General features: G+C 67.8%; 26 protein-coding genes and 1 pseudogene. 13 read left to right on the top strand and 14 right to left on the bottom strand.

What is annotated here, in order from left to right:
- The first annotated feature begins 140 nt into the window (after positions 1-140).
- The 5 genes from ACGFSA_RS10995 to serC all read left to right on the top strand — a co-directional run bounded on the left by ACGFSA_RS10995 (position 141) and on the right by serC (position 4,319).
- Positions 141-1,619: a sensor histidine kinase gene (locus ACGFSA_RS10995; protein ID WP_393302789.1), complete on the top strand. Its 1,479-nt coding sequence runs from the start codon at positions 141-143 to the stop codon at positions 1,617-1,619.
- Positions 1,616-2,062: a roadblock/LC7 domain-containing protein gene (locus tag ACGFSA_RS10990; RefSeq protein WP_393302787.1), complete on the top strand. Its 447-nt coding sequence runs from the start codon at positions 1,616-1,618 to the stop codon at positions 2,060-2,062. The genes ACGFSA_RS10995 and ACGFSA_RS10990 overlap by 4 nt, the downstream gene beginning before the upstream one ends.
- Positions 2,059-2,421, top strand: coding sequence for a DUF742 domain-containing protein (locus tag ACGFSA_RS10985; protein WP_393302786.1), 363 nt, complete (start codon positions 2,059-2,061; stop codon positions 2,419-2,421). The genes ACGFSA_RS10990 and ACGFSA_RS10985 overlap by 4 nt, the downstream gene beginning before the upstream one ends.
- Positions 2,402-3,052, top strand: a complete 651-nt coding sequence (locus ACGFSA_RS10980; protein ID WP_393302784.1) for an ATP/GTP-binding protein — start codon at positions 2,402-2,404, stop codon at positions 3,050-3,052. Before ACGFSA_RS10985 ends, ACGFSA_RS10980 begins: the two co-directional genes overlap by 20 nt.
- 148 nt (positions 3,053-3,200) lie before the next feature.
- Positions 3,201-4,319 (top strand): phosphoserine transaminase, encoded by a 1,119-nt coding sequence (gene serC / locus ACGFSA_RS10975; RefSeq protein WP_393302782.1) that lies wholly within the window; start codon positions 3,201-3,203, stop codon positions 4,317-4,319.
- Positions 4,320-4,392: 73 nt separating this feature from the next.
- On the opposite strand, the gene ACGFSA_RS10970 is transcribed toward serC, so the two are convergent.
- On the bottom strand, positions 4,393-4,803 hold the full coding sequence (locus ACGFSA_RS10970; RefSeq protein ID WP_393302781.1) for a DUF4259 domain-containing protein: 411 nt from the start codon (positions 4,801-4,803) through the stop codon (positions 4,393-4,395).
- A 55-nt stretch (positions 4,804-4,858) separates the two neighbouring features.
- Here ACGFSA_RS10970 and ACGFSA_RS10965 point away from each other — a divergent pair.
- Together ACGFSA_RS10965 and ACGFSA_RS10960 are read left to right on the top strand one after the other, a co-directional pair.
- Positions 4,859-5,132 (top strand): annotated as a pseudogene (locus ACGFSA_RS10965) (DUF664 domain-containing protein); the annotation flags it as partial.
- A gap of 108 nt (positions 5,133-5,240) precedes the next feature.
- Positions 5,241-5,852, top strand: coding sequence for a Uma2 family endonuclease (locus tag ACGFSA_RS10960; protein WP_393302779.1), 612 nt, complete (start codon positions 5,241-5,243; stop codon positions 5,850-5,852).
- Here ACGFSA_RS10960 and ACGFSA_RS10955 read toward each other — a convergent pair whose 3' ends face one another.
- From ACGFSA_RS10955 to ACGFSA_RS10940, 4 genes are all read right to left on the bottom strand, one after another.
- Positions 5,853-6,050, bottom strand: a complete 198-nt coding sequence (locus ACGFSA_RS10955) for a DUF4259 domain-containing protein (protein WP_393302777.1) — start codon at positions 6,048-6,050, stop codon at positions 5,853-5,855.
- Between the two features lie 24 nt (positions 6,051-6,074).
- Positions 6,075-6,539 (bottom strand): hypothetical protein, encoded by a 465-nt coding sequence (locus tag ACGFSA_RS10950; RefSeq protein ID WP_393302775.1) that lies wholly within the window; start codon positions 6,537-6,539, stop codon positions 6,075-6,077.
- 159 nt (positions 6,540-6,698) lie between these two features.
- The gene (locus tag ACGFSA_RS10945) at positions 6,699-8,510 is read right to left on the bottom strand and encodes an alpha/beta hydrolase (RefSeq protein ID WP_393302773.1); all 1,812 of its coding nucleotides are present in this window, start codon (positions 8,508-8,510) and stop codon (positions 6,699-6,701) included.
- A 9-nt stretch (positions 8,511-8,519) separates the two neighbouring features.
- Entirely contained in the window at positions 8,520-8,831 is a 312-nt protein-coding gene (locus ACGFSA_RS10940; protein WP_393302771.1) for a hypothetical protein, read from the bottom strand.
- Positions 8,832-9,227: 396 nt separating this feature from the next.
- Between ACGFSA_RS10940 and ACGFSA_RS10935 the strand changes: the two genes are divergently transcribed.
- Positions 9,228-9,839 (top strand): Uma2 family endonuclease, encoded by a 612-nt coding sequence (locus ACGFSA_RS10935; RefSeq protein WP_393302769.1) that lies wholly within the window; start codon positions 9,228-9,230, stop codon positions 9,837-9,839.
- On the opposite strand, the gene ACGFSA_RS10930 is transcribed toward ACGFSA_RS10935, so the two are convergent.
- A complete protein-coding gene (locus ACGFSA_RS10930; RefSeq protein ID WP_393302767.1) occupies positions 9,790-10,341 on the bottom strand; it encodes a GNAT family N-acetyltransferase in 552 nt (183 codons plus the stop codon). The genes ACGFSA_RS10935 and ACGFSA_RS10930 overlap by 50 nt on opposite strands.
- A 79-nt stretch (positions 10,342-10,420) precedes the next feature.
- Positions 10,421-11,425, bottom strand: coding sequence for a WD40 repeat domain-containing protein (locus tag ACGFSA_RS10925; protein ID WP_393302765.1), 1,005 nt, complete (start codon positions 11,423-11,425; stop codon positions 10,421-10,423).
- 58 nt (positions 11,426-11,483) lie between these two features.
- Here ACGFSA_RS10925 and ACGFSA_RS10920 point away from each other — a divergent pair, with 58 nt between their 5' ends.
- Positions 11,484-12,179 (top strand): GDSL-type esterase/lipase family protein, encoded by a 696-nt coding sequence (locus ACGFSA_RS10920; RefSeq protein WP_393302763.1) that lies wholly within the window; start codon positions 11,484-11,486, stop codon positions 12,177-12,179.
- Positions 12,180-12,200: 21 nt separating this feature from the next.
- On the opposite strand, the gene ACGFSA_RS10915 is transcribed toward ACGFSA_RS10920, so the two are convergent.
- The 3 genes from ACGFSA_RS10915 to ACGFSA_RS10905 all read right to left on the bottom strand — a co-directional run bounded on the left by ACGFSA_RS10915 (position 12,201) and on the right by ACGFSA_RS10905 (position 15,014).
- Complete coding sequence (locus ACGFSA_RS10915) at positions 12,201-12,818, bottom strand: helix-turn-helix domain-containing protein (RefSeq protein ID WP_393302761.1); 618 nt, start codon at positions 12,816-12,818, stop codon at positions 12,201-12,203.
- A gap of 44 nt (positions 12,819-12,862) precedes the next feature.
- Positions 12,863-13,468: a TetR/AcrR family transcriptional regulator gene (locus ACGFSA_RS10910; RefSeq protein ID WP_393302759.1), complete on the bottom strand. Its 606-nt coding sequence runs from the start codon at positions 13,466-13,468 to the stop codon at positions 12,863-12,865.
- 142 nt (positions 13,469-13,610) lie between these two features.
- Positions 13,611-15,014, bottom strand: coding sequence for an MFS transporter (locus tag ACGFSA_RS10905; protein ID WP_393302757.1), 1,404 nt, complete (start codon positions 15,012-15,014; stop codon positions 13,611-13,613).
- A gap of 217 nt (positions 15,015-15,231) precedes the next feature.
- Here ACGFSA_RS10905 and ACGFSA_RS10900 point away from each other — a divergent pair, with 217 nt between their 5' ends.
- Both ACGFSA_RS10900 and ACGFSA_RS10895 read left to right on the top strand, forming a co-directional pair.
- A complete protein-coding gene (locus ACGFSA_RS10900) occupies positions 15,232-15,681 on the top strand; it encodes a transposase (RefSeq protein ID WP_393302755.1) in 450 nt (149 codons plus the stop codon).
- Between the two features lie 312 nt (positions 15,682-15,993).
- Positions 15,994-17,280, top strand: a complete 1,287-nt coding sequence (locus ACGFSA_RS10895; RefSeq protein ID WP_393302754.1) for a DUF2079 domain-containing protein — start codon at positions 15,994-15,996, stop codon at positions 17,278-17,280.
- A 614-nt stretch (positions 17,281-17,894) separates the two neighbouring features.
- On the opposite strand, the gene ACGFSA_RS10890 is transcribed toward ACGFSA_RS10895, so the two are convergent.
- The 4 genes from ACGFSA_RS10890 to ACGFSA_RS10875 all read right to left on the bottom strand — a co-directional run bounded on the left by ACGFSA_RS10890 (position 17,895) and on the right by ACGFSA_RS10875 (position 21,079).
- Positions 17,895-18,314 (bottom strand): hypothetical protein, encoded by a 420-nt coding sequence (locus tag ACGFSA_RS10890; RefSeq protein WP_393302752.1) that lies wholly within the window; start codon positions 18,312-18,314, stop codon positions 17,895-17,897.
- Positions 18,311-18,580, bottom strand: a complete 270-nt coding sequence (locus ACGFSA_RS10885; RefSeq protein ID WP_393302751.1) for a hypothetical protein — start codon at positions 18,578-18,580, stop codon at positions 18,311-18,313. Before ACGFSA_RS10885 ends, ACGFSA_RS10890 begins: the two co-directional genes overlap by 4 nt.
- A 917-nt stretch (positions 18,581-19,497) precedes the next feature.
- On the bottom strand, positions 19,498-20,463 hold the full coding sequence (locus ACGFSA_RS10880) for a hypothetical protein (protein WP_393302749.1): 966 nt from the start codon (positions 20,461-20,463) through the stop codon (positions 19,498-19,500).
- A 187-nt stretch (positions 20,464-20,650) separates the two neighbouring features.
- The gene (locus ACGFSA_RS10875) at positions 20,651-21,079 is read right to left on the bottom strand and encodes a hypothetical protein (protein WP_393302747.1); all 429 of its coding nucleotides are present in this window, start codon (positions 21,077-21,079) and stop codon (positions 20,651-20,653) included.
- 81 nt (positions 21,080-21,160) lie between these two features.
- Here ACGFSA_RS10875 and ACGFSA_RS10870 point away from each other — a divergent pair, with 81 nt between their 5' ends.
- Positions 21,161-21,973 (top strand): helix-turn-helix domain-containing protein, encoded by an 813-nt coding sequence (locus tag ACGFSA_RS10870; RefSeq protein ID WP_393302745.1) that lies wholly within the window; start codon positions 21,161-21,163, stop codon positions 21,971-21,973.
- Positions 21,970-22,218 carry a DUF397 domain-containing protein gene (locus tag ACGFSA_RS10865; protein ID WP_393302743.1) on the top strand — a complete coding sequence of 83 codons (249 nt, stop codon included), beginning with the start codon at positions 21,970-21,972 and terminating at the stop codon, positions 22,216-22,218. The genes ACGFSA_RS10870 and ACGFSA_RS10865 overlap by 4 nt, the downstream gene beginning before the upstream one ends.
- The last annotated feature ends 74 nt before the right edge of the window (positions 22,219-22,292 follow it).

Raw genomic sequence — 22,292 nt, 5'->3', positions numbered from 1 at the left:
CAAACAGATCGTCAATTCTCATATAGTGGCCACGACTTGATTAGGAATTATCAACTCCGGTTGATCTCTTTCGCCCCCTGCCGTACCGAAGTGTCCGGATCCGCCCCCTGTCCGTAGCCGTCCGCCCCCGAGGACTCCGCTTGCGCCCCACATCCCGGCCGACCGCACTGGCCCTGCTGGTCTCGGCGGCCGTCACCGGTTCCTGCTGTCTGTGGGCGGTCCTCGCCGCTCCCGCTTCGGTCAGAACCCCGCTGTCCTGGGGGGCGGGCGCAGCCGCCCTGCTGCTGTCCGTCGCCGTGGCGACCGCCGTCCACGCCCGGGCCACCACGCGTCTGCTGCGCGCGCACAACGCCGCCGAGGCCCAGCGGTTCACCGCCGAGACGTCGCGGCTGGTGTCGTCGTCCGCGGCCGACGCCCAGCGGTTCACCGCGGAGACGGCCAGGGTCAAGGCCGCGGCGGCGGCCGAGAACGCCCGGATCACCGAGCTGGCCGCCGCGGAGACCGCCCGGCTGGAGGACGAGGTCAAGCGGCTGGGCGACCGGCTGCACGACGAGGTCGAGCGGCTGGGGGCGCGCGTGGCCCACAGCGAGACCGAGCGTTCCGCCGCGATCACCGCCTGCGCCAACGCCGCCGGACGGATGCAGGCGCTCGCCACCAGCATGCTCGCCGACCTGCGCGAGATGGAGCACCGGCACTCCGCCGAGGACATCCTCGGCGATCTGCTGCACCTGGACCACCGCACCGCCCAGGCGGGCCGGCTGGCCGACTCCATCGCCGTGCTGACCGGCGCCCGCTCCGGGCGGCGCTGGGCGAAACCGATCGTGATGGAGTCCATCCTGCGCGGCGCGATGGGCCGGATCAGCGGCTATCAGCGGGTACGTCTCCACTCGACCAGCGACGTCGCGATCGCCGGTCACGCGGCCGAGGGCGTCATGCACGCGCTCGCCGAACTCCTCGACAACGCTGCCAACTTCTCGCCGCCCACCGCGGAAGTCCATGTGTACGTCGAGGAGGTGCCCGCCGGCATCGTCCTCACCGTCGAGGACAGCGGTCTGGTGATGAGCGATGTGCAGCTGCGGCGCGCCGAGCGTGCGGTGTCCGCCACCAACCAGGACCTGACCGGTCTGTCCGGCACCCGCCTCGGTCTCGCCGTCGTGGGCCGGCTGGCCCGTAAGCACGGTCTGACGGTCTCGTTCCGGCCGTCCGCGCGCGGCGGCACGGGCGCCCTGATGATGCTCCCGCAGGAACTGATCACCCGGACACCGGTGACCGTCCCGGCGCCCGCCCCGGTGGCGGAACCCGTGGCGGAGCCGAAGCCCGTCCACACCCCCGCCCCGGCCGCCGGGCCCGCCCCCGCGAACGCGGAGACCGGCTCCGGCTCCGCGTCCGAGACCACCGGCAGCCTCCCCCGGTTCGGCGAGAGCGGCCTCCCCAAGCGCACCCGGGGCCGTACCCTCGCCGCCGCCGAATCCCGTATCAACGCAGGCAACGCCACCCCCGGCGCCGCCGCGACTCCCCGGCCCCGTACTTCCGACCCCAAGGAACAGGCAGCCCGCTTCAGCAGCTTCCGCCAGGCAGTACGGCCCAATCCCCCGCACCCGGAAGGCAACACCCGATGACCGCGACCACCGACGAGAAGCTCAACTGGCTGCTGGAGGGGCTCCTGGAGCGCACCCCCGGCGCCCGGCACGCCCTCGTCCTGTCCAGGGACGGCCTCAAGCTCTGCCGTACCCCCGAACTCTCCGTCGATCAGGCCGACCAGCTGGCCGCGATCTCGGCCGGCATCCAGAGCCTGTCGCACGGCGCGTCCGTCGAGTTCGGTGACGGCACCGGCGGCGTACGGTCCGCGATGGCCGAGTTCTACGGCGGCGTGCTGTTCATCGTCGAGGCGGGCTCGGGCGCCCATCTCGCGGTCGTCGCCTCGGAGGACTCCGACGTCGGCCTCATCGGCCACAACATGGCCGAGCTCGTCGAGCAGCTCGGCGAACACCTCAGCGCCCCGCCGCGCTCCTCCGCGACCTCCGACGTCACCACAGCCGCCGACGCGACCGCAGCCGTATGACCCGCCCCCGTCCCGGCCGGGACGACGACCCGGACCGGCTGTACACCCTCACCGGTGGCCGCAGTCGGTCCGATTCGGACGTGTTCGACCTGGTGACGCTGGTGGTCTCCGAATGCGAGCCGGCCCCCGGCATGCAGTCGGAGCACGTCACGATCCTGCGGATGTGCCAGAGCCCCACTGCGGTCGTCGAGATCGCGGCAGGCCTCGGGCTGCCCGTCAGCATCGTCCGGATCATGCTGTCCGATCTGCTGGACACCGGCCGGATCAGCGCCCGTCACCCCCGTACCGCCCGTGTCGCGGACCGGCTCCCCGACCCCGACATCCTGGAACAGGTGCTCGTTGGACTCCGCAACCTCTGACCGTGTCGCCCTGCAGGCGACGGCCGACAACGGACTGAAGATCGTCGTCGTCGGCGGCTTCGGGGTCGGCAAGACCACCATGGTCCGCTCCGTCAGCGAGATCCGTCCGCTGAACACGGAAGAGACCATGACCCGCGCGGGCGAGGCCGTCGACCACCTGGACGGTGTGCAGTCGAAGACGTCCACGACCGTCGCCTTCGACTTCGGCCGGATCTCCCTCGACGAACGCTCGGTGCTGTACCTCTTCGGCGCACCCGGTCAGGAACGCTTCTGGTTCCTGTGGGACCGGCTGTTCTCGGGCACGCTCGGCGCCGTCGTCCTCGTCGACACCCGCCGGCTCGCCGACTCCTGGTACGCGATCGACCGCCTGGAGCACCACGGCACGCCGTTCATCGTGGCGTGCAACGACTTCGGCGGCCCGCTCCACACCGAACAGCAGATACGTGAGGCGCTCGACCTCTCCGACGACGTGCCCCTGGTGGAGTGCGACGCCCGGGACCGCTCGTCCAGCAAGTACGTACTGATCACGCTGGTCGAGCACCTCCATGCCCTCGCGGTCGGCACAGCGTCCGCCCCGTCCGCCGCCCGTCCGGAGACGACACCGGAGAAGACCCCGGAGCCCACCCCGTGACCCGGCCCCCGGCGCCGCCCTCCGGCTGCGACCTGCCGGTCGAACTGGGCTGACCCCGCCCGCGCGATGTGGTCCACACGCTGGAGCGGGTGTCTCATCCGACGGACACGGCGCTCGACCGTGCCCGTGAGGCACTACGCTCCGGTTCGTGGCCGATATCCAGATTCCCGCTGACATCAAGCCCTCCGACGGACGCTTCGGCGCCGGTCCTTCCAAGGTGCGGACGGAGGCGCTCGACGCGCTGGCCGCCACCGGAACGTCTCTCCTCGGTACGTCCCACCGCCAGGCCCCGGTCAAGAACCTGGTCGGCTCGGTGCGTCAGGGCGTACGCGACCTCTTCTCCCTCCCCGAGGGCTACGAGGTGATCCTGGGCAACGGCGGCTCCACCGCCTTCTGGGACATCGCGACGCACGGTCTGATCGAGACGAAGTCCCAGCACCTCAACTTCGGTGAGTTCTCGTCGAAGTTCGCGAAGGCCGCCAAGCTCGCCCCGTGGCTGGCCGACCCGACCGTGATCGCCTCCGACCCGGGCACCCACCCGGACCCCCGGGCCGAGGCAGGCGTCGACGTCTACGCGTTCACGCACAACGAGACCTCGACCGGTGTCGCCGCGCCGGTCAAGCGCGTCGCGGGCGCCGACGAGGGCTCCCTCGTCCTGGTGGACGCCACTTCCGGCGCGGGCGGCCTGCCGGTCGACATCACCGAGTCGGACGTCTACTACTTCGCCCCGCAGAAGTCCTTCGCCTCCGACGGCGGCCTCTGGATCGGTGTCTTCTCCCCGGCGGCCCTGGAGCGCGCCGCGCGCATCCACGCGTCAGGCCGGCACATCCCGGAGTTCTTCAGCCTGCCCACGGCGATCGACAACTCCCTCAAGAACCAGACGTACAACACCCCGGCCCTGGCCACGCTCTTCCTCCTGAACGAGCAGCTGAACTGGCTGAACGGCCAGGGCGGCCTGGACTTCTCGGTCCGCCGCACGGCCACTTCGGCGCGGAACCTGTACGGCTGGGCGGAGGAGTCCAAGTACGCGACCCCGTTCGTCACCGACCCGGCGAAGCGCTCGGCGGTCATCGGCACGATCGACTTCGCGGACGAGATCGACGCCTCGGCCATCGCCAAGGCGCTGCGCGCCAACGGGATCGTCGACACGGAGCCGTACCGCAAGCTGGGCCGCAACCAGTTGCGTGTCGCGATGTTCCCGGCGATCGCCCCGGCGGACGTGCTGGCCCTGACGGCCTGCATCGACTACGTGATCGAGAAGCTGTAACGAGCAGTTGTACGCCTCCGAGGGGCCCCGGTACCTGATTCGCCTGATCCGTACCGGGGCCCCTCGCCATTCCTCACCCCGCCGCCTCCGCCAGGACCGCCCGGAGCCGGCCGATTCCTTCCTTCCACGGCTCCCCGTGCCCGCCCTCGCTCCACAGCTCCAGCAGCTCGGACGGCTCGGTCACCACCCGGTCGAGGGCCTGGACCGCGAGGCCCCGCAGCTCCACGGGCAACTCGGGGAGCGGCTCGTCCGGCCCGTACACGGTCGTCACGGGCTCCCCGCCCGGGCACCGCGCGGCCACCAGGGCGGCCGCCGCCACGGCCACGACGGCCTCGTCGGAGTCGAGGTAGTCCTCGGTCCGGACGACATCCGTCAGCGCGTCCCGGATCAGCTCGGCCCGCTTGTTCTGCGGGGCGTCGTCGAGATCCCCCGAGAAGTCCGTTGCGGTGTCGCTGTCGAAATGACCGATGTCCCAGGTGCCCATGGCGCCCCCTTCTTCGACGGTCCGGCCATTCTCGCAACCGCCACTGACAACGGGGTTCGACGCGTACACGGAGGACATGACGGTCGCCCCGGACCAGACGACCGCCGACATCCTGGCCTTCTACGCGCGCCCGCGCCGCCGCGGACCGGGCGATGGAGGAGATCCCTCTCGACATGATCGGTACGGCGTGGGACGGGCGGAAGGTGTCGATGCGCTGGGTGCTCATCCACATGCTGGAGGACGTCGTACGGCACGCCGGGCACACGGACATTGTCCGCGAACTGATCGACGGGGCGACGGGCACCCACCCGCAGAGCGCCTCCGCATAGGGCCTGGCACGCCTCGTTCACTCGACCGAGTGGACGGCGACATACAGGACACTCAAGGCGCACCCTTCTAGGATGATGCTCTCGACACCACCCACCAGGAGGCCCGCAATGTCTGCAGCAGCAGTCGAGCACCCCTGTGACGGTGAGCCGGAATCCCTGCTCGAAACGGCCAACAGGCTGATGGAGCAGAATCCGGGCTACCGCGTCGAGATCATCGGAGGCGTTATCACCGTGGCCCCACCCGCGGACGGCGATCACGCCGATGTACTGACGGACCTCATGGTTCCGTTCCTCGCCGCAGGTCTGCACGGCAAGGAGACGAGGCTTCTTCAGGGCATCGGCATCTGGTTGCCGGGCGGCCCGGAGGACTACGCCATCCCGGACCTCGCATTGATCGATGCCGACTTCAAAGACCACGTCATCGAGGCCAACTGCTTCGACCCGGTGATCTTCCATCTCGTACTGGAAGTCACGTCGAGCAACTACAACAACGACCTGCGGAACAAGGTCACCGCGTACGCCGAGGCGAAGATCCCCGTCTATGTGATCGTCAACCGCGAGCACGGCCGGGTCCATGTCCTGACCGAGCCCATCGCCGACGGGTACGGCAGCCACCAGGTGTACGCCCCCGGCCAGCAGGTCGTCCTCCCCGCCTCCATCGGCGCCGAGGTCACCCTGGACGTCGCCGACCTCATCCGGGCCGGCCGCCCCCGGACCTGATCAGCCGGCCGCGGCCACCAGCACCTCCCGGAGCCGGGTGATGCCCGCCGCCCACTGCTCGTTCATTCCCCCGTCGTCCCACAGCTCGCGCAGCTCCGACGCTTCGCCCATCACCCGGTCGAGGGCCCGCACCGCGAGGGGGCTCAGGTCCGGCGAGCGAACCGGGTGGCGCGGGCCGCGGACCGAGCCATCCCGCACCCACCCGTCATGGAAGCGGCACCTTCAGAACCGCTGGACCTTCTCGCCGTCCGGCACCTGATAGCAGCCGGAGACGACCATCAGGCTCAGCTTCGGCGGATCATTCTTGGGCATCTGAACGATCTTGACGCTGTACTTCTTCTTGTCGTTGTCGGCCGTGAGGTTGATGTTCTGGTTCTTGCTTGTGTCCGGCCCGTAATCGACGACCTGCCAGCCATGCTTGGGCAGCTCCTCCTTGAGCCGATCCATCGCCTCGTCAAGCTCGCTCGCCGATGCCGGGTAGAAGCTCCATGGGTGGAAGATCTGGAAGTACTTCTCCCGGTCCCTGCCCGAGCACTCCGTGACTCCCGGACGGCTGTCAGACGCCTTCCCCTTGATGCCGATCAGATCGTAGAGCCCGCTGGAGACCTGCTCCATCTTGTCGGCGGCTGCAAGCGAGGTGCTGGTGCCCGCGAGCGGAATGTCGTCGGAGTTGTTGGTGCCAGTCATGCTGCATCCAGTGAGGGTCGCGAGGGCGAGGGACAGGAGGAGCGCCGGGGCGCTCAGTTTACTCTTCAAGTCGAGGGCCTCAGTGGGTCGGACCGGGACACGGGCCGGTCATGTCGTCAGGTACTTCGTGGGTCGGTCCTCGGACGGGCACCGACACCCCTACTTCACATGTGCCCAGTGGTCCGGCGGCGGCTTCAACTTCACTTGGTCACTATGGCCTGCCACGACCTGGCCCTGGTTCCACAGGCTCTCGGTGTTCTCTTTCCAGTAGTCGCTGTGGCCCTCGGTGTCCGTGGTCATCTGGTTGGCGCCAAAGCGTTCGTCGCTGGGGATGGTCCAGAGGCCGTCCCAGTCGGTTCCGCCGTGCCCGTAGCGACCGATGTCCGGGACGATATCCCCGTCGGCCTCCTGGTTCCAGACATGTCCCGTGGGTACGTCCAACTGCTCGGCCTTGGCTACCTGAACACCGGGGCTGCCCGCGAGGATCACGTCGTCGGCGTTCAGGTCACCCTGCCGGGCCGCGGAACCGATGAGGGTCGTGCCGTACGAGTGGCCGATCGCGGTGCGGTGTGGTTCCGAGTCGCCGGTGTGCGACGCGTCGAGTCCGTCCATGAACCGGTTGAAGGCCGGGGCGCCGTCATTGGCGTAGTGGCTGAACGGCGAGTCCTTGACGATGTTCTGCGGGGCGTCGTACCCGAGCCAGGTGATTGTGGAGACCGACTTGCCGTCGGCCGCGTCGTTGGCCACATTCCAGACATTGACCATGCGGTCGATGTCCCCGCCGATGCCGCCCAGGTTCGACGTCGTACCCGGCACATAGACCGCCTGATGATCAGCCGTGTCCGGATTCCCGTTGGCGACGATCGCCCGCCCATTGCCCTCGGGACTGAATCCCAGCAGATACGCCTCCGGCAGGCCCTTGACGCCTGTCGCGTCGAAACGGTCCTGGATGCTCTGCATACCCTTGAGGGACTTGTTGAGCTGCTCGTACCGGTCTCCGTACTTGTTGTGCCACTCCATCCATTCGTCGGTGTGCACCTTGGACGGGTACATACCTGCGTTGATCCACGTCCACTCGTTGGCAGGCGGCTTCGGGATGGAGTCCAGCTTCAACTGGAGTTCGCCCTGCTTCTCCGCGAGGACGACACGATTCGCCTCGTCACGGACCGTGGAGGACAGTCCGTCGAGCGCCCCCACGGTGTCGGGCCGGAGGGAGAGCCACGCTGCCTGTTCCTCCGGGCTGAGCCCCTTCCACCACGACGCGTTGTCCTTCGGGCTGCCGTCCTTCGGGGGCTCCGGCAGGGAGTCGAGATAGCTCTTGCCCGCCTCGCGGACCCCGCCCATGTCCGACTGCGCGTCGGCCCAGTCCCGCTTGGAGACCGTCAGGTCGTCGTCGGCCTTCAGTGCGCGCAGCTTCGGCGCCCACTTCTCGTCCACATCCGTGGCTTCCTTCAGCGCGTCGGCGATCCGGTTCGCATACCCCATCGCCCGGCCGTAGTTCGGGTTCGGGTGGATGTTGGCCGCCTGGCGCTCCAGGGCATCGGACGTCGGGCCGCCCCCAGTACTCCCGGTCACCGTCCCGCCGTCAGCGATCTTCTCGTCGCCGGGCTTCTTGCCTGCCGGATAAGTGACCGAGCCGTCCGCGTTCACCGTGCAGTGGTCCGCGCGAGCGTCCTCGATCGCCGCGTCCAGCTTCTGCTTGGCCACCGCCATATCGAAGGCGAAACCATTGAGCGCGGCGCTTGCCAGACCGCACTCGGTCTGCACGTAGTGGAAGTTCTTCGACAGCTCCTGGAGCTCCCGCAGGGCGGCCGTCGCCGCCTCTCCCTCAAGCTGGTTGCGCACCCCCGCACAGATCTGGTTGTCGATCGTGTCCTTCGCCGCACTGGCCATGTCACCGGTCGCCCGGTAGCCATCCCCGGATTCCTCGTACTCCGACGGCTTGAAGGCTTTCAGCGTCGCAAGATCCATGACCGCGAATCACTTCTCCTTCGCCTGGCCGCCGACGGCCTCCGTGTCCTCGTACTTCAGCGTCAGCTTGTCCAGCTCTTCCCTGACCGTCTGGTCGGACTTTGACAGATCGTGACCCGCCCCCTCCAGAAGCCCGCCCAACCCGTCACAGCGGCTGCTCACATCGTCGACGTACTTCTTCCAGGAGTCGTACAACTCCTTCTGCGCCGCCGCGCTCTGACACCCGCCGGTGTCACCCAGCCCCGCCTGCCCGTCGTCAAGCTTCGCCAACGCCTTGTCTATGCCGTCCTTCAGGCCTTTGACACCCTCGCCGGCCTTCACCCATGCCTTCTTGTCCGACTTCAGAGCCTCCGAAGCCGCGCCCGCCGGAGCCCCGCCCCCCTGATCGGCCGGATACTGATTCAACTGCATCTGTGCGGAACCGCGCCCCACCGCATCGGACTTGAGCCGCTCCCACTCATCCCACGCCATCCGCAAGACCCTCCCCGTTTCCCCGTTCCCGGGTGACCCCGGGCCGAGCCGCCATAGTCTCCGGCTCCGAGGAGCGAAATCAAACGCTCACACCCGGCACCAGCACCGGCCCGCCGCCGCGCAGAGCGCCTCCGCATAGGCCGGGCCACTTCGTTCACTCGACCGAGTGGACGATCACCAAAGGGACATGTGGGGGCGCACCGCCCTACGATGATGCTCTCGACACCACCCACCAGGAGGCCCGCAATGTCTGCAGCAGCAGTCGAGCACCCCTGTGACGGTGAGCCGGAATCCCTGCTCGAAACGGCCAACAGGCTGATGGAGCAGAATCCGGGCTACCGCGTCGAGATCATCGGAGGCGTTATCACCGTGACCCCGCCCCCGGACGGCCCGCATGCCCGTGCACTGACCAAGCTCATGCGCCCGTTCCTCGCGGCAGGGCTCGACGACGGGGAGACCGAGGTTCTTCAGGGGATCGGCTTGTGGCTTCCTGGCGGGCCCGAGGACTACGCGATCCCGGATCTGTCCGTCGTCGACGCCGATCTCGACGAGCATGTGATCGAGAACAACTGCTACGACCCTGCTGTTTTCCGGCTCGTCCTGGAGGTCACCTCCAGCAACTACAACAACGACCTGCGGAACAAGGTCACCGCGTACGCCGAGGCGAAGATCCCCGTCTATGTGATCGTCAACCGCAAGCACGGCCGGGTCCACGTCCTGACCGAGCCCATCGCCGACGGGTACGGCAGCCACCAGGTGTACGCCCCCGGCCAGCAGGTCACCCTCCCCGCCTCCATCGGCGCGGAGGTCACCCTCGACGTCGCGGATCTGCTGAAGGCCGGGCAGCGCCGGAAGTGACGTCCGTGCGGCGCCAGCGCCGCTCCCCGTCCTCCCACTCGTCGGTGGGGACGAGTCCCGCCGCCGCGGCCACCGCGGCGGACACGGTGTGGTCGGGGTGGATGTGCGCGACGACCGTACGGACCGTGCCCCCGGCCGGCAGGTGCGCCACCAGTCCGGCCGCCGCTTCCTTCGCGTAGCCCAGGCCCTGCCACTCGGTGCCGACGACCCAGGCGATCTCGGCCCGGGGGCCCGCCACCGTGGCCTGGACCCAGCCCACGAGACGACTGTCGGCGCGTACCCGGAGTACCCAGTTCCACCAGTGTTCGGCAGGGTCGGGCGAGCCGGCTTCCCAGCGGGTGTAGCGGGCCCGGAGGGTGTCCAGGTCCTCCGGCTCACCGCCCGTGTAGGAGTGCAGGGCGGGGTCGGCGAGGACCGCCGCCATCTCGTCGGCGTGCACGGCTCGCAGCGGCAGTGCGTCGAGCCGCTCGGTGGAGAAGGCCTCGGGCCCCTGGTGCGTCATAGCGCCCGACCCTACGTGCGGCGCGTCAGGGGATGATTCCGGCCCCGGGACGTGCGCCGATGGGGTCGGGCGCGGTCGGTCAGCCGCGGTTGCGGCGCCGGTTCATGAGGACGAGTGCGCCCACCGCGGCGAGCACCACCGCTCCGAGCAGCGTGCTGCCTTTCACCTCGCTGTCGCCCCCGCTTTTCCCGCCGGCGGCCGACGCACCGCCGCCGTCCTTCGACGGCGACTTGGCGTCGCCGCCGTTTCTGTCCGCGCCTGCGATGTCCACCCGCACCACGTCGCTCCGCGCGCCCTCCGAGCCGAACATCAGCGCCGAGCCGTCCGCCGTGTACGTCACCGACTCGGACTGTCTCTGCAACGGCGCGTTGACCGGGTGGTCGGCGCCGAGCCGCCCGTCCTTGAACGCGTAGCCACGGGCGCTGAAGTAGGACCGCAGCACCAGTTCCTTCCCGTCCGGCGAGAACGCTCCGTCCGTCACCCACGGCACCTCGCCGACTCGCCGGAACACATTGGTCCGTCCGGTGGAGAGCTCGGCGGGCCCTTCGTACAGTCCGCCGCCGTCCTCGTTCTTCGAGGCGATGTAGACCCGGCCGGTCTTCGGGTGGACCATCAGCGCCTCGGCGTTGCGCGCCCCGTCCGCGTACTTCACGTCGAACTGGGTCGCCCGGACCGTCGCGTCCTTCAGCACCTTCGGCTCCGGGAACCGGTAGATCCAGACGTGGTCCCAGCTGCCGTTCAGGTTGTCGCCGATGTCACCGACGTACAGATTGCCGTCGGGTCCGAGCGAGATGGCCTCGACATCGCGCGGCCGCCCCACCCCCCGCATGGTGATCGTCGCGACGGTCTTCCCGGTGCGGGAGTCGACGGCGTAGACGTACGGCCCGTCTTCGCTGTCGTTGTGCGTCCAGTAGATGCCCGGGTGGGCGCGGCTGGCGGCGAGGCCGCTGGACTCGGTGATCCGGGGGTCCTCGATCGTGAAGCTGCGGTCGGCGGACCCGTCGTCGGCCGTGGCCGGGGCGGCTGCGGCCCCGGTGAGGACGAGCAGCGCGGCGGCACCGGTGACTGTCAGATACGAACGCATGGGCCAAGTGTCCATCGTCACGTCGCAGCTCCGCGCGTTGATCGGCCATGATGACGCCATGCGTTTTCTGTTCGTCGGCGATTCCATGACCATCGGCCGCGCCGGCGACTTCACCTGGCGCTACCGCATGTGGCAGCACCTCGAAGCGGCTTTCGACGGTCCGTACGAGATCGTCGGTCCCCGGACGGAGCTGTACGACACCGCGACGAACACCCCGGTCTCGTACGCGTACGGCGCCCCGGATTTCCCCGCCCGGGCCCGCCGCCATCTGGCGGGCTGGGGCGAGGGATGGCTGCACATGGCCCCGGTGATCGCGGACACGGTCACCGCGACGCGCGCTGACGTGCTGCTCGTCTCGCTCGGCCTGATAGATCTCGGCTTCTACACGGACAGCGGGCAGACCGCCGAGAACGCCCGCGCGTTCGTCGCGGCCGCCCGCACCGCGAACCCGCACATCAAGGCCGTGCTCCTGCCGGTCATCCCGAACATACGGGCCGAGTCGGACGCCCCGTTCGCCGCCGAGTGCGACCGCTTCAACGAACTCCTCGCGAAGGCGGTCGCCGACCTGGACGAGCCGATGTCACCGATCCTGCTGGCATCGCGCCCGCCCGGATACGACATCCACACGGACACGTACGACGGCACGCACCCCGGGCCCACGGGCGAGCAGAAGCTGGCCGCGACGTTCGCCGACGCGATGCACCAGGCGTGGGGCATGGGCGGGCCGTACGCGGGCGGACGCGCGGAAGCGTGACGCCCGGCCGTCCCGGTGCCCTCACTTTCTGGTGGGCCGGGCCCGCACATGCATCCGTTCGCCCTGCGGCCCGAACAGGCTGAGAATCTCGACCGGTTCCGGCCCCGCGCTGGACCAGGCATGGGGCGTACGCGTGTCGAACTCGGCGACCTCCCCGGTGGTCAGTACGACATCGTGCTCGCCCAGCACCAGCCGCAGCCGCCCCGCCAGCACGTACAGCCACTCGTAACCCTCGTGCACCCGCTGCTCCAGGGGCCCGGTCGCCCCTCGCCCGCCGGGCAGCACCATCTTGTAAGCCTGGAGGCCACCGAGGTGACGGGTCAGCGGCATGAACTTTCTGCCGCCGCGGGTGAAGGGGCGCAGATGGACGCGGGGGTCGCCGGTGGCGGGGGCGCCGACGAGTTCGTCGAGCGGGACCCCGTACGCCTTGGCCAGCGGCAGCAGCAGTTCCAGGGTGGGTTTGCGGCCGCCCGACTCCAGGCGGGAGAGGGTACTGACCGAGATCCCGGTCGTCTCGCCCAGCTGGGCGAGGGTCGTGCCGCGCTTCCGGCGCAGGGCCCTCAGGCGCGACCCGACCCCGGTCAGGACGGCGGCGAACTCATCGCCGGCATCCGCATCCGCCTTCGCTCCGTCTCCCATCTCCCCATTATTCGATTACTCGCCGTACGAGTGAGTGGGGGCGGTCAGGGCGAGCCGAGCATGGTCAGGGAGAGCCGCGTGAGCTCTTCGGTCAGCCAGTCGGGCGTGACCTGGCGGGGGCGGCGGGCGTGGTGGGCGAGGAGTTCCTCGACCGAGTGCGTCATCACCGTGACCGCGACCCGCTGGTCGCCGTCACCCACCTCGCCCCGCTCGGCGGCACGCTCGGCCTCACAGGTCAGGAACTCGGCCCACATCGTCCGCCACATCGCGAGATGGTCGTCGACGGTGCGGCTCACGCCCAGCGTCTCGACGAACGCCACCCGCGCGGCCCGCGGATCAGCGGTGACCCCGCGCACATAGGCGGCGAAGAGGCGACGGAACCGTTCCTCCGTCGAGCACTCCTCCATGTCGTCGGAGAGCATCGCCTCCTCGGACGCGCGCAGTCCGCTGGTCGCCACCTCGTCATACAGCGCGATCAACAGCGCCTCCCGCGAGGTGAACTGCTGATGGAACGCGCGAATCGGCACACGCGCCTCGACGCAGAGCTGCTCGATGCTCGTGCGCGCGTAGCCGTATGCGGCGAACAGGTCCCGCCCGGCCCGCAGGAGCCGGCCACGCCACTGCGCCCGGTCCTCGGCGGACTCGGTCATCCCTGTTCCGCGGCTCACCACGGCATTCACCACACGTCCCCCTTCGTCGGCCCGGAGTCGCTGTCATTGTCCTCGCTCCGCCCCGACGACGGCGGATCCGCCACACCCACGGGCAGCGGCGCGTCGCCGGACGACGACGTTGTCATCGTGGATCCATGGCCCGTCCCGACACCGACGGTGACGACATCGAAGCCGACTCGCCGATAAGAGCGGCTGCGGGACGCCGACTTGCGGCGTCCGCGGTACTCACCGGGAGCACGGTGTCCAACCGCCGCAGGCAACCCCGCCGTTGTACGACCGAGAGCCCCGCGACCGCCGCCCCGAGCACGAGCCAGCCCGCCGGGCCGGCGGTCAGCACGGCACCGGTCAGCAGCAGCGGACCGGCAGACTTCTGCACGGACTGGGACATGCCGGCCACTCCCAGATAGGGCGCCCGTGCTTCCGGGGGCGCGAGCGACACGGCCAGCTCCCAGGAGCTCACCGAACGCATCAGCTCCGCCAGGGTGACCAGCATCGCCGCGGCGAGCAGGGCGATCGACGCCGACCAGGCCGCGCCTGACGTGGCGGTTGCCAGCACCGCGCAGCAGGCGAGCATCGTCAGCCCGTACACGACCACCGCTCCCGCTGCCTGGCGCGGCTCCTTCACCTTCGCCGACACCCGCATCTGCAGAACGACGACAAGCACGGTGTTGATCACCAGGAAGGCCGGGACGAAGGCGTGCGGCGCCTCGGTGTGGTTCACCAGCCACAGCGGCAGTCCGACGTTGAGGATCGAGTCGTCCAGATTCATCGGGATGTCCAGCAGGACGAACCGGAGGTAGCCGCGATCGCGCCACGGGCTCGGCGCAGCCGGCCCGCCCGCCGCGGCCGCGTCGCCGGTCCGCGCCGTCACGCGCCCGGGGTCGCGCGGCTCCCGGGTGCGCCACACCAGCGCCGCGGCCACCAGGAACGAGAGTGCGTTGCACAGGATCAGGGCGCGGTACGCATCGCGGGTGCCCACGGCCAGGCCGATGGCGGCGATCCCCGCACCGAGCGCGTACCCGGCGTTCGCCACACTGCGCGACAGCGCCTGGTACGTGGTGCGCCGCTCGCCCGCCACCCGCGTGGCGAAGAGCATCTCCAGCGTCTTGGCCGCCCGGTCGCCGAGGTAGGTGACGGCGACGACGGGCAGCAGCACGGAGAAGCCGGTGCAGATGAGCATCAGACCGAGGGTTCCGAGGCGGAGGAGGTGACAGCCGATCAGCAACGAGCGCACCGGGAAGCGAGCGGCAAGGCGTCCCACGATCGGCGATCCGGCAATGCCCGCCACCCCGGCGGCTCCCAGCAGCAGGCCCAACTGCCGGGCGTCCAGGCCGGTGACGAAGGTGAAGTACAGAACCGAGGACGCGCCCCAGACTCCCGAACCGGTCCTGTCGAGGAGCTGGCCGAGCAGCATGATCCGCCCGTCCCGGCCGCCCGGCGGACGGCGCAGCTGCGCCAGGAGACCGGCCTCGCGCTGCCGGGCTTCCCGGGTCCTGGTCCTTTGGGCCTGTGCGCCGCGCCGCATCGCCGGCCTCCGATCCGCTGCCAACATATCTCGACGTCAAGAGATCCAGAGGCAGCCTGCCGGAGATTCATCTCGACGTCAAGATACTTGATGTCAACAGGACACCGAAGAACGCACCCGCCGGTCGCGCCCGCCATCGAGGGCGTGGACCGAGCCCCCTTCGCCAGGGCAACAACTGGCGCACCATCACCTCAGACCATGGGCCGAGCAGTGGGCTGTGCTGGAGCCGTTGTTGCCCGTGTCGGGGGCGGGGCGTCCGGTGGTGTGCCGGCGGACGCTGATCGACGGTGTCCGGTGGCGGGTGCGGACCGGGGTGCCATGGCGTGATCTGCCTGCGGAGTACGGACCGTGGCAGACCGTCTACAGCCTCTTCCGGCGGTGGCAGCGTGGTGGGGTGTGGGCTGCGGTGTTCACCGCCTTGCAGGCTCGCGCCGACGCGGCAGGGCTGATCACCTGGGAGGTGAACGTCGACTCGACGATCTCGAGGCCACGGTTCACATCGCCGCGATCAACATCTGATGGTGAGTCGCGTCTTCGTTCGGCATGCCATGCTGGCCGGGGTCACACCCGTGGCAGGCGACGAGGGAGAGGCAGGCGTTTCGATGGCGGCGCGCTACTACTGCGCCGCGATCCTCTCCCGCCAGTCGGCAAACTCGCCGGGCTTTAAACCGGTCGGCCGCTGCGACTTCACAACGCGAAGGCAGCCCAGGGCGGCCTTGAGCACGGGGTCAACCACAAGAGCTTCTTCCGATCGACACGCGGTTGCCCCCATCCTGCACCACTTCCAAAGCACGGCCTAGTGGAAAGATACAAGGAATAAGCGATGGCGTCCGCCTCTTCAACCTCTTCTGCCCGACCTCGGAAACCGCAGTGGGCAACTGGTTGGGAAAGCATTCCGAGGAGGGCGTCTCCTCCCTGGGGCCTGGCATTCCTTGCCTTCACCGCGTACTCCGCAGTCTCAGTGATGCGTTTTCGGCGCGTGGAGACCTCGTCCTGGGATCTTGGGATATTCGAGCAAGTGGTACGCCACTACGCCCAGCTCGAATCTCCGATATCCGACATCAAGGGCGTCGATTTCAACATACTCGGGGATCATTTCAGTCCGATTCTTGTAGTGCTGGCTCCCCTGTACAGGGTGTTCCCTTCCGCACTCACCCTGCTCGTCGCCCAGGCTGCCCTGATCGCACTGTCCATCGTTCCCATAACACGCGCTGCAATCCGGACCCTCGGAAAACCCCGCGGCGCGGCCGTCGGGTTCGCCTATGGAATATCTTGGGGCATCCAGAGCGCCGTAGACTTCGATTTTCATGAGATATGTTTTGCCGTACCGATCCTGGCATTCACGCTCCAGCGGATGCTGGAGCAGCGCTGGAAATCTGCCGCTCTTTGGAGTCTGCCTCTCGTTCTCGTAAAAGAGGATCTGGGCCTTACGGTAGCTGCGATTGGCGCGTGCATTTTCTTCTTTGGCAGCAAGAAAATCGGGGCGCCACTCGCTAGCTTCGGTGTTGCCGCATTCCTGCTCGTTATGTTTGTTCTTATTCCAGGAGTGAACGAGGAAGGGGAGTACGGGTACTGGGAAAAGCTGGGTGAGCACTCCGGGCCTGGTGTGCACAGCCTCTCGGGTCTCTTCCTGGACGGCACATCGATAAAAATCACGACCCTTTTCCTGCTTCTTGGTATCACGGGATTCGTGGCGCTTCGATCCCCTCTCAGCCTTCTGCTCGCCCCCACCCTGGGCTGGCGCTTCATCTCTGACGAGAGTAATTACTGGGGGACTGACTGGCACTACAATGCTGTGCTGATGCCGATCCTGTTCGCCGCACTCATCGACGGACTGCGCCTGATGAAAGAGTCCCGCAGGACATGGGTTCAGCGGTACGCGGCAAACACGGTACCGGCAGTCCTCGCCATCTCCATCGCTCTGACCAGGCAGTTTCCGTTCAAAGCCCTCTTCGATCTGGATACGTATCGCACGACGGCCAAGGTCCGCTCCGCGGAAAAGGTCATTGCCTTGGTACCCGAGGGAGTCACCGTCGAAACGAGCGGCGGGATTCTGTCCCACCTGACGGGCAAGTCCCGTGTCTTCTGGGTGGGCGGGACGGGGGGAATCTCTCCCGACTTCATTGTGGTGAATCTCGCGGAATGGAATCCCGCGCCGAATGGCAACTTCGCTGGTTATGCAAGAAACGCGCATCCGGGCAGCACGTACACCGTCGCGTACCGAGACCCGAATTATGTGGTGCTGCGTCGTTCCGCTTCCGCATGAGTGCAGATCGCCTCCGACCGTTGCGGCCACGGCGTTTGCGGTTCCTGGCCTGGCCCGTATTGGATGCTCTGGTCAGCCGTCGGATGATTCCGGCGAAGGGGGGTGGGGATCCCAACCTGCCGCGAACGACCACTTGATGGTTGAAGGCACGGCGGTGAAGCGAACAAAGCTATCTGCGTGCCGGGTATTGAACCCTATCTCGTTGAAAGTGGAGCTTACTTCCGTGGACGTGCAGTCCAGCGGGAATCCGATTCCGGCTGGTTCTACAACGACCGTCAGCCTCCCCTTCCCCTGGCAGTTGACGGCGATTGCGAGGGTGTGGCCGGGTTTGATTCCACCACGTAGAGGAAATTCGGCATTGCCGATCATTGATGACGCAGTGGTCAGCGCTGGAATTTCGTCCTCCGCCAGGTTGGGTGCGTGGGATGTGCTGGGCCCTGATGAGTGATGGGTGGGATTGGCCGATGCGCTTGCCTGGGAGGCAGGTTTGGCGCCGGGGGTACTTGGCGTTTGGTGAGTGGCGCGAGGAGCGTGACCGTTGGTACACGCTGCCGCTGCGAGGATGGGCAGCAAAGCGAAGCCGGAGAGATTGCGCACCCGCTTGGGAACTTGCATCAGGCGCTTGCTTCCCAGACATACCAGCCAATGTGGTGGGGGGTGTAGCTGGTAACTGTAGACCGCGCGGTTGTGGCACAGCTGCTATAGACGTGATAGCTGGTGCCCTGGTTTCGCAGGCGGTAGACGTCGTATTTGGCGTAGGTGGTCTTGTGGGGAGGGGTTATTGCTGCGACCGAGTTCGTCTGTGTCACCGAAAGTGATGCAGAGAGATTGACGTCGTACTTGGCTTCGATCTTGCCGATCATGACATTGGTACTCACCATCAGGGATCCTGTGAATGAAACGCCTACGGTCCCCGTGGCTGTCGAGGTGAACGTCGATGTGAGGTTTCGGCTGGTGTTGTTGGTGTTTGCGTGAGTTACGCCGACGCCCTTCATGTGGTAACCACCTTTATAGGTGGGCGTGTAGACGTTCACCGCGTCGCAAAGTTCGCTGCCCGGGTGATTTCCTGAACCGGGGGGGTGCTGGGGATGTCGGGTTCCGTGTCCATTTGGCCTGCCGCCACATCCGTAACGGCCTCTTCCGTCTCGGTCTGCGGTTCGGTGTGGATGGTCGTTGAATCGCCTGTGGTGTCGCTGTCGTCGGCGAATGCGGGAGCGCCTGCTGCACCGATCAGCAACACTGCGCAGGAAATTCCCACAGCCGCTCTGATTGCCTTACCGTGCGTGAATTGAATGAGCATCGAGAGTCCCCCGGCTTGTCGTGGAAACACATTCGGTGTCGCCGATGATGGGAAGTGAATCATGCGGATTCATCGTGATGCGGCTCGTCACGGAAAAGAAACTGTAAAGCCGCGAGGGGGATTCAGGGCGCGAGGGTGCAATCCTCCCCAGAAGGGGGGTGTCCGACTCTCCCCGGTTTGAAGTCGTTAATGTCGGCGCCTCGAAGGAAAGCTCAAGCATTCCTCAATTCCTATTGATCCGAAACGCTTGTGATTTTGGGTCGTCGACCTCGATCCGTCAGCAGGGTTCACTCGCTGAGTGGCTCGGCGGTTCGCCCGTAATGTCCCCTGCCGGTCGGGGGTAGGCCGTCGCGTGACGAAAACCGCCGGGCCGCAGATGCAGCAGGGACCACACGTGCCGGCGCACCTCCGCAGCCAAGCCAGGTCGCGCGCGTTGCCGAGGGCTAGCATCTTCCTCTGCGCTTCCTCGATCGCGTCAGCACGCCGCTCCCAGATCTTGAAGTCCCGCTCCCGGCTCCGCGTCGCTCGTTGCGTAGCACTGGCTGACGCGATGGTGGCTGCCGCGCCGATGATGGTCACAAGCAGTCCGGCACCGATGCCGAGCAGGGTGGCCACAACCGGTGTCATCGTCATTGCGGCAGCGTAGGCCCGGGGAGTGGCCTCCCGTGGGCTCGTGCCGGAATCCCGGCACTTCGGTGCCCAGCGAGGGATCTCGTGCGGCAGGAGATACCACGGGAGCCCGGGAGGAGGTATGCCCGTGCCAGAGGCCCGGCCGGGGGAGCAGCCGGGCGTCATGTTGAGACCCCGGGTGTCCGCCGGCCTAACCTCCATCCGATCCGACCACCTAGGCCATGCGCCTGCCCACACATCTGTTGCTGCCAGGCCGGATCGGCGGATTCGAGACGACCTGATCCCTGTCAGGTCGTTTCTGTTGGGCTCGTGGTGAGGGCGGCGACGCGGTCCCGCCACGGGGTGTGGGAAGGCTGCTCCGCGTACGCGGCGGCCCAGCGCGCCCGGGCCTCCTCCCCACGACACGGACCGCAGCGCGTCTCGTCCCCCACGGGCCGGAACACGTGATCGTCACCGGGCCCCTCGCAGACCACGAGCTCGGCGACCCGCGGCGCGGGCCGGGCCTGGACGATGGGTAGCGGTACCGCCTCCGGGAGCTTCTGTACGAGCCGGTGCCGCAGGAATCCCACTGCGGATCGCACCCCGCCCTCGGGCAGCCCACTGGTCAGTGCCCGCCGCAGGTCATCAGCCGAGACCCCGCGCCGCAACCACTCGGCGGCGGCCTCCGCAAGACCCCGCGCCTCCCGCGCCCCCAGATGCAGCTCCCGGTGCACATGCCGCAAGGAGAGCAACACCCGCTCGCCCTCGGCCACTTCCGGCGCGGATTCGGCGTCGGGTTTGAGTTCCGCTTCGGGTTCGGCTTCGGTGGGTGGGTGGGATGAGTTCTTCCCCAGTTCTTCATCTACCGGTGTACAGCCACCGACCACCCGACCCCTCGGCTGATCGACCGTCCGATTCTGCGCACTCGGTGGCGCTTCGACGCCCCACCCGTCCCGGAGCTCGGCCGCCGCCGCACCCGTGACCGGGGAGTTGGCGAAGAGCTGTACGGTCACCCACCGCCCCCGGTCGTTCTGCTGATGCCACTCGTGCAGGAACCCGTCCTCGACCAGCATCCTCTTGGCCCGCTGATAGGCCCGCCCCGTGATCCCCAGCTGCCGCGCATGCTCGCTGAGCGGCTTGTCGGCCAGACCCTCGGGGAGCCCCTGCACGTAGAGGAGCAGAACCTTCGCGTCACTGTTCAGACGCGGATGACGCACCACGTCGTGCGAAGCCTTCGTGAAGCGCCGAGACGGCGCGATAGCATGCCAAAGCATCCCGGTGGACCTCAGTATCCACTCGTGGGTGAAGGCCTCCGGATTGGTGTTGGTAGCACCGCCGGGGGCCGCCCCGCATGCGGCTGCATACAGAGCGTGATGACGACGTCACCGTACCGCACCCGACTCCCCCTTCACCACGCAAACGGACATTGCACCCGGCAACGCGCCTGCCGTGAGGGCCCCTTCAGGAGACCTCCGCCTCATCCGTCAGCACACCCACCGTCAGTTCGTGCAGCAACCCCGCATCCACGAATGGCGTCTCGGGCGTGGGAAGAGAGCACCAATCCAGCGGCCAGGTCAGCCCGTTCACCGCGGGCACCCCGACGAACGCCGCTGTCCGCCCGTCCCGGCTCATGGCCTCCGCACTGGCCGGCCAGCGGTAGGCACTCGCAGTTTGCGGCGGCAACAGGAAATACACGCTCCGCGCCCCGATCCGCGAGCGCACGACGGGACCCGCCCGGAAGTCGGTGAACTGCATCAGCTCGTAGGCGACTTGCTCGCCCCCCATGCCGGTGATCCGTACGGCATCGAAGTGGATGCCCGCATACCGAAGGGCATGCCCGCTCGCAGGCACCCACGAGGGCACCGGGTCCAGTGAACTTTTCCGTTCCATACGGAAAGCGTCGCGCCCCACACGTACCGTGACCAGGGACACAAGGCGTCTGTGCACTGTTGTGCACTCGGGAGGTGGGTTGTGCACTCCGGTGGCCAAGGGGGCGGCAACGCCCAGATGTTCGGGACGTTATTGCGCTTCTACCGGGAGCGGGTGGAACTGTCGCAGGAGGCCCTGGGGCTGAAGATCGGCTTCTCGAAGTCGCAGGTGGCGATGGTGGAGCGGGGGCAGCGGCCGCCGAAGGGGGATTTCATCGCGCGGGCGGACGAGGCGCTGGGTGCACAAGGTGCACTGCTGGCCGCAGGAGCAGAGTTGCGCCCCAGCCATTTGGCCTCATGGTTCGAACAGTTCGCCGAGGTGGAGACCGGAGCCTGCTCACGACACGAGTACGAGACACACGCGGTGCCTGGTCTGCTCCAGACGGAGGAGCACGCCCGTGCGGTCTTCACCAACCACCACCCGGCTCTCGACGACGAGGAGATCGAGGGACGGGTCGTGGCTCGAATGGAGCGGCAGAAGCTCCTTACTCGCAGACCGGCGGCCGACATCGGCTTCGTGCTGGAACTTCATCCGCTCACGCGGCCCGTCGGAGGAAATCAGGTACGCAAGAGCCAGCTCCGCCACATCCTTGATGTCGCTCAACTGCGGAACGTACAGATTCAGGTGATGGCGCCGGACCGGACGACCCACGCGGGGCTCAACGGCCCGTTCGTTCTGCTGGAGACAGCTGAACGGAACCGCCTCGCCTACATCGAAGGACAGAGCGGCAGCTTCTTCGTGAGTCAACAGCCTGACCTGGGCGATCTGTTCGGAAAGTATGGCATTCTGCGGGCGCAGGCGCTCAGCCCGGACGCGTCCATGAAAATGATCGAAGAGGTGGCAGGGGAAGAATGAGCACCGACCTCAACTGGTTCAAGAGCAGCTACAGCGGCGACCAGGGCGGCAATTGCGTCGAGGTCGCCCTCGCCTGGTCCAAGTCCAGTCACAGCGGCAGCGACAGCGGTTACTGCGTCGAGGTCGCCACCTGCCCCCACACCGTCCAAGTCCGCGACTCCAAGGACCTCACCGTCCCTGCCCTCACCCTCTCCCCCGCCGCCTGGACCGCCTTCCTCGGGTACGCCGGCGAGGGCGACGCCTGACCGGCGAGGCCGTGACCGGCTGGTGAGCGTGCGCGTCGGCGTGGCCGGACGGTGGCAGCCCTGTGGCCCGCCTG

This window comes from Streptomyces sp. NPDC048496 (assembly GCF_043200055.1).
Lineage (GTDB): Bacteria > Actinomycetota > Actinomycetes > Streptomycetales > Streptomycetaceae > Streptomyces.
The sequence above is the reverse complement of the archived record's forward strand: the minus strand, read 5'-3'. Positions and strand labels throughout refer to the sequence as shown.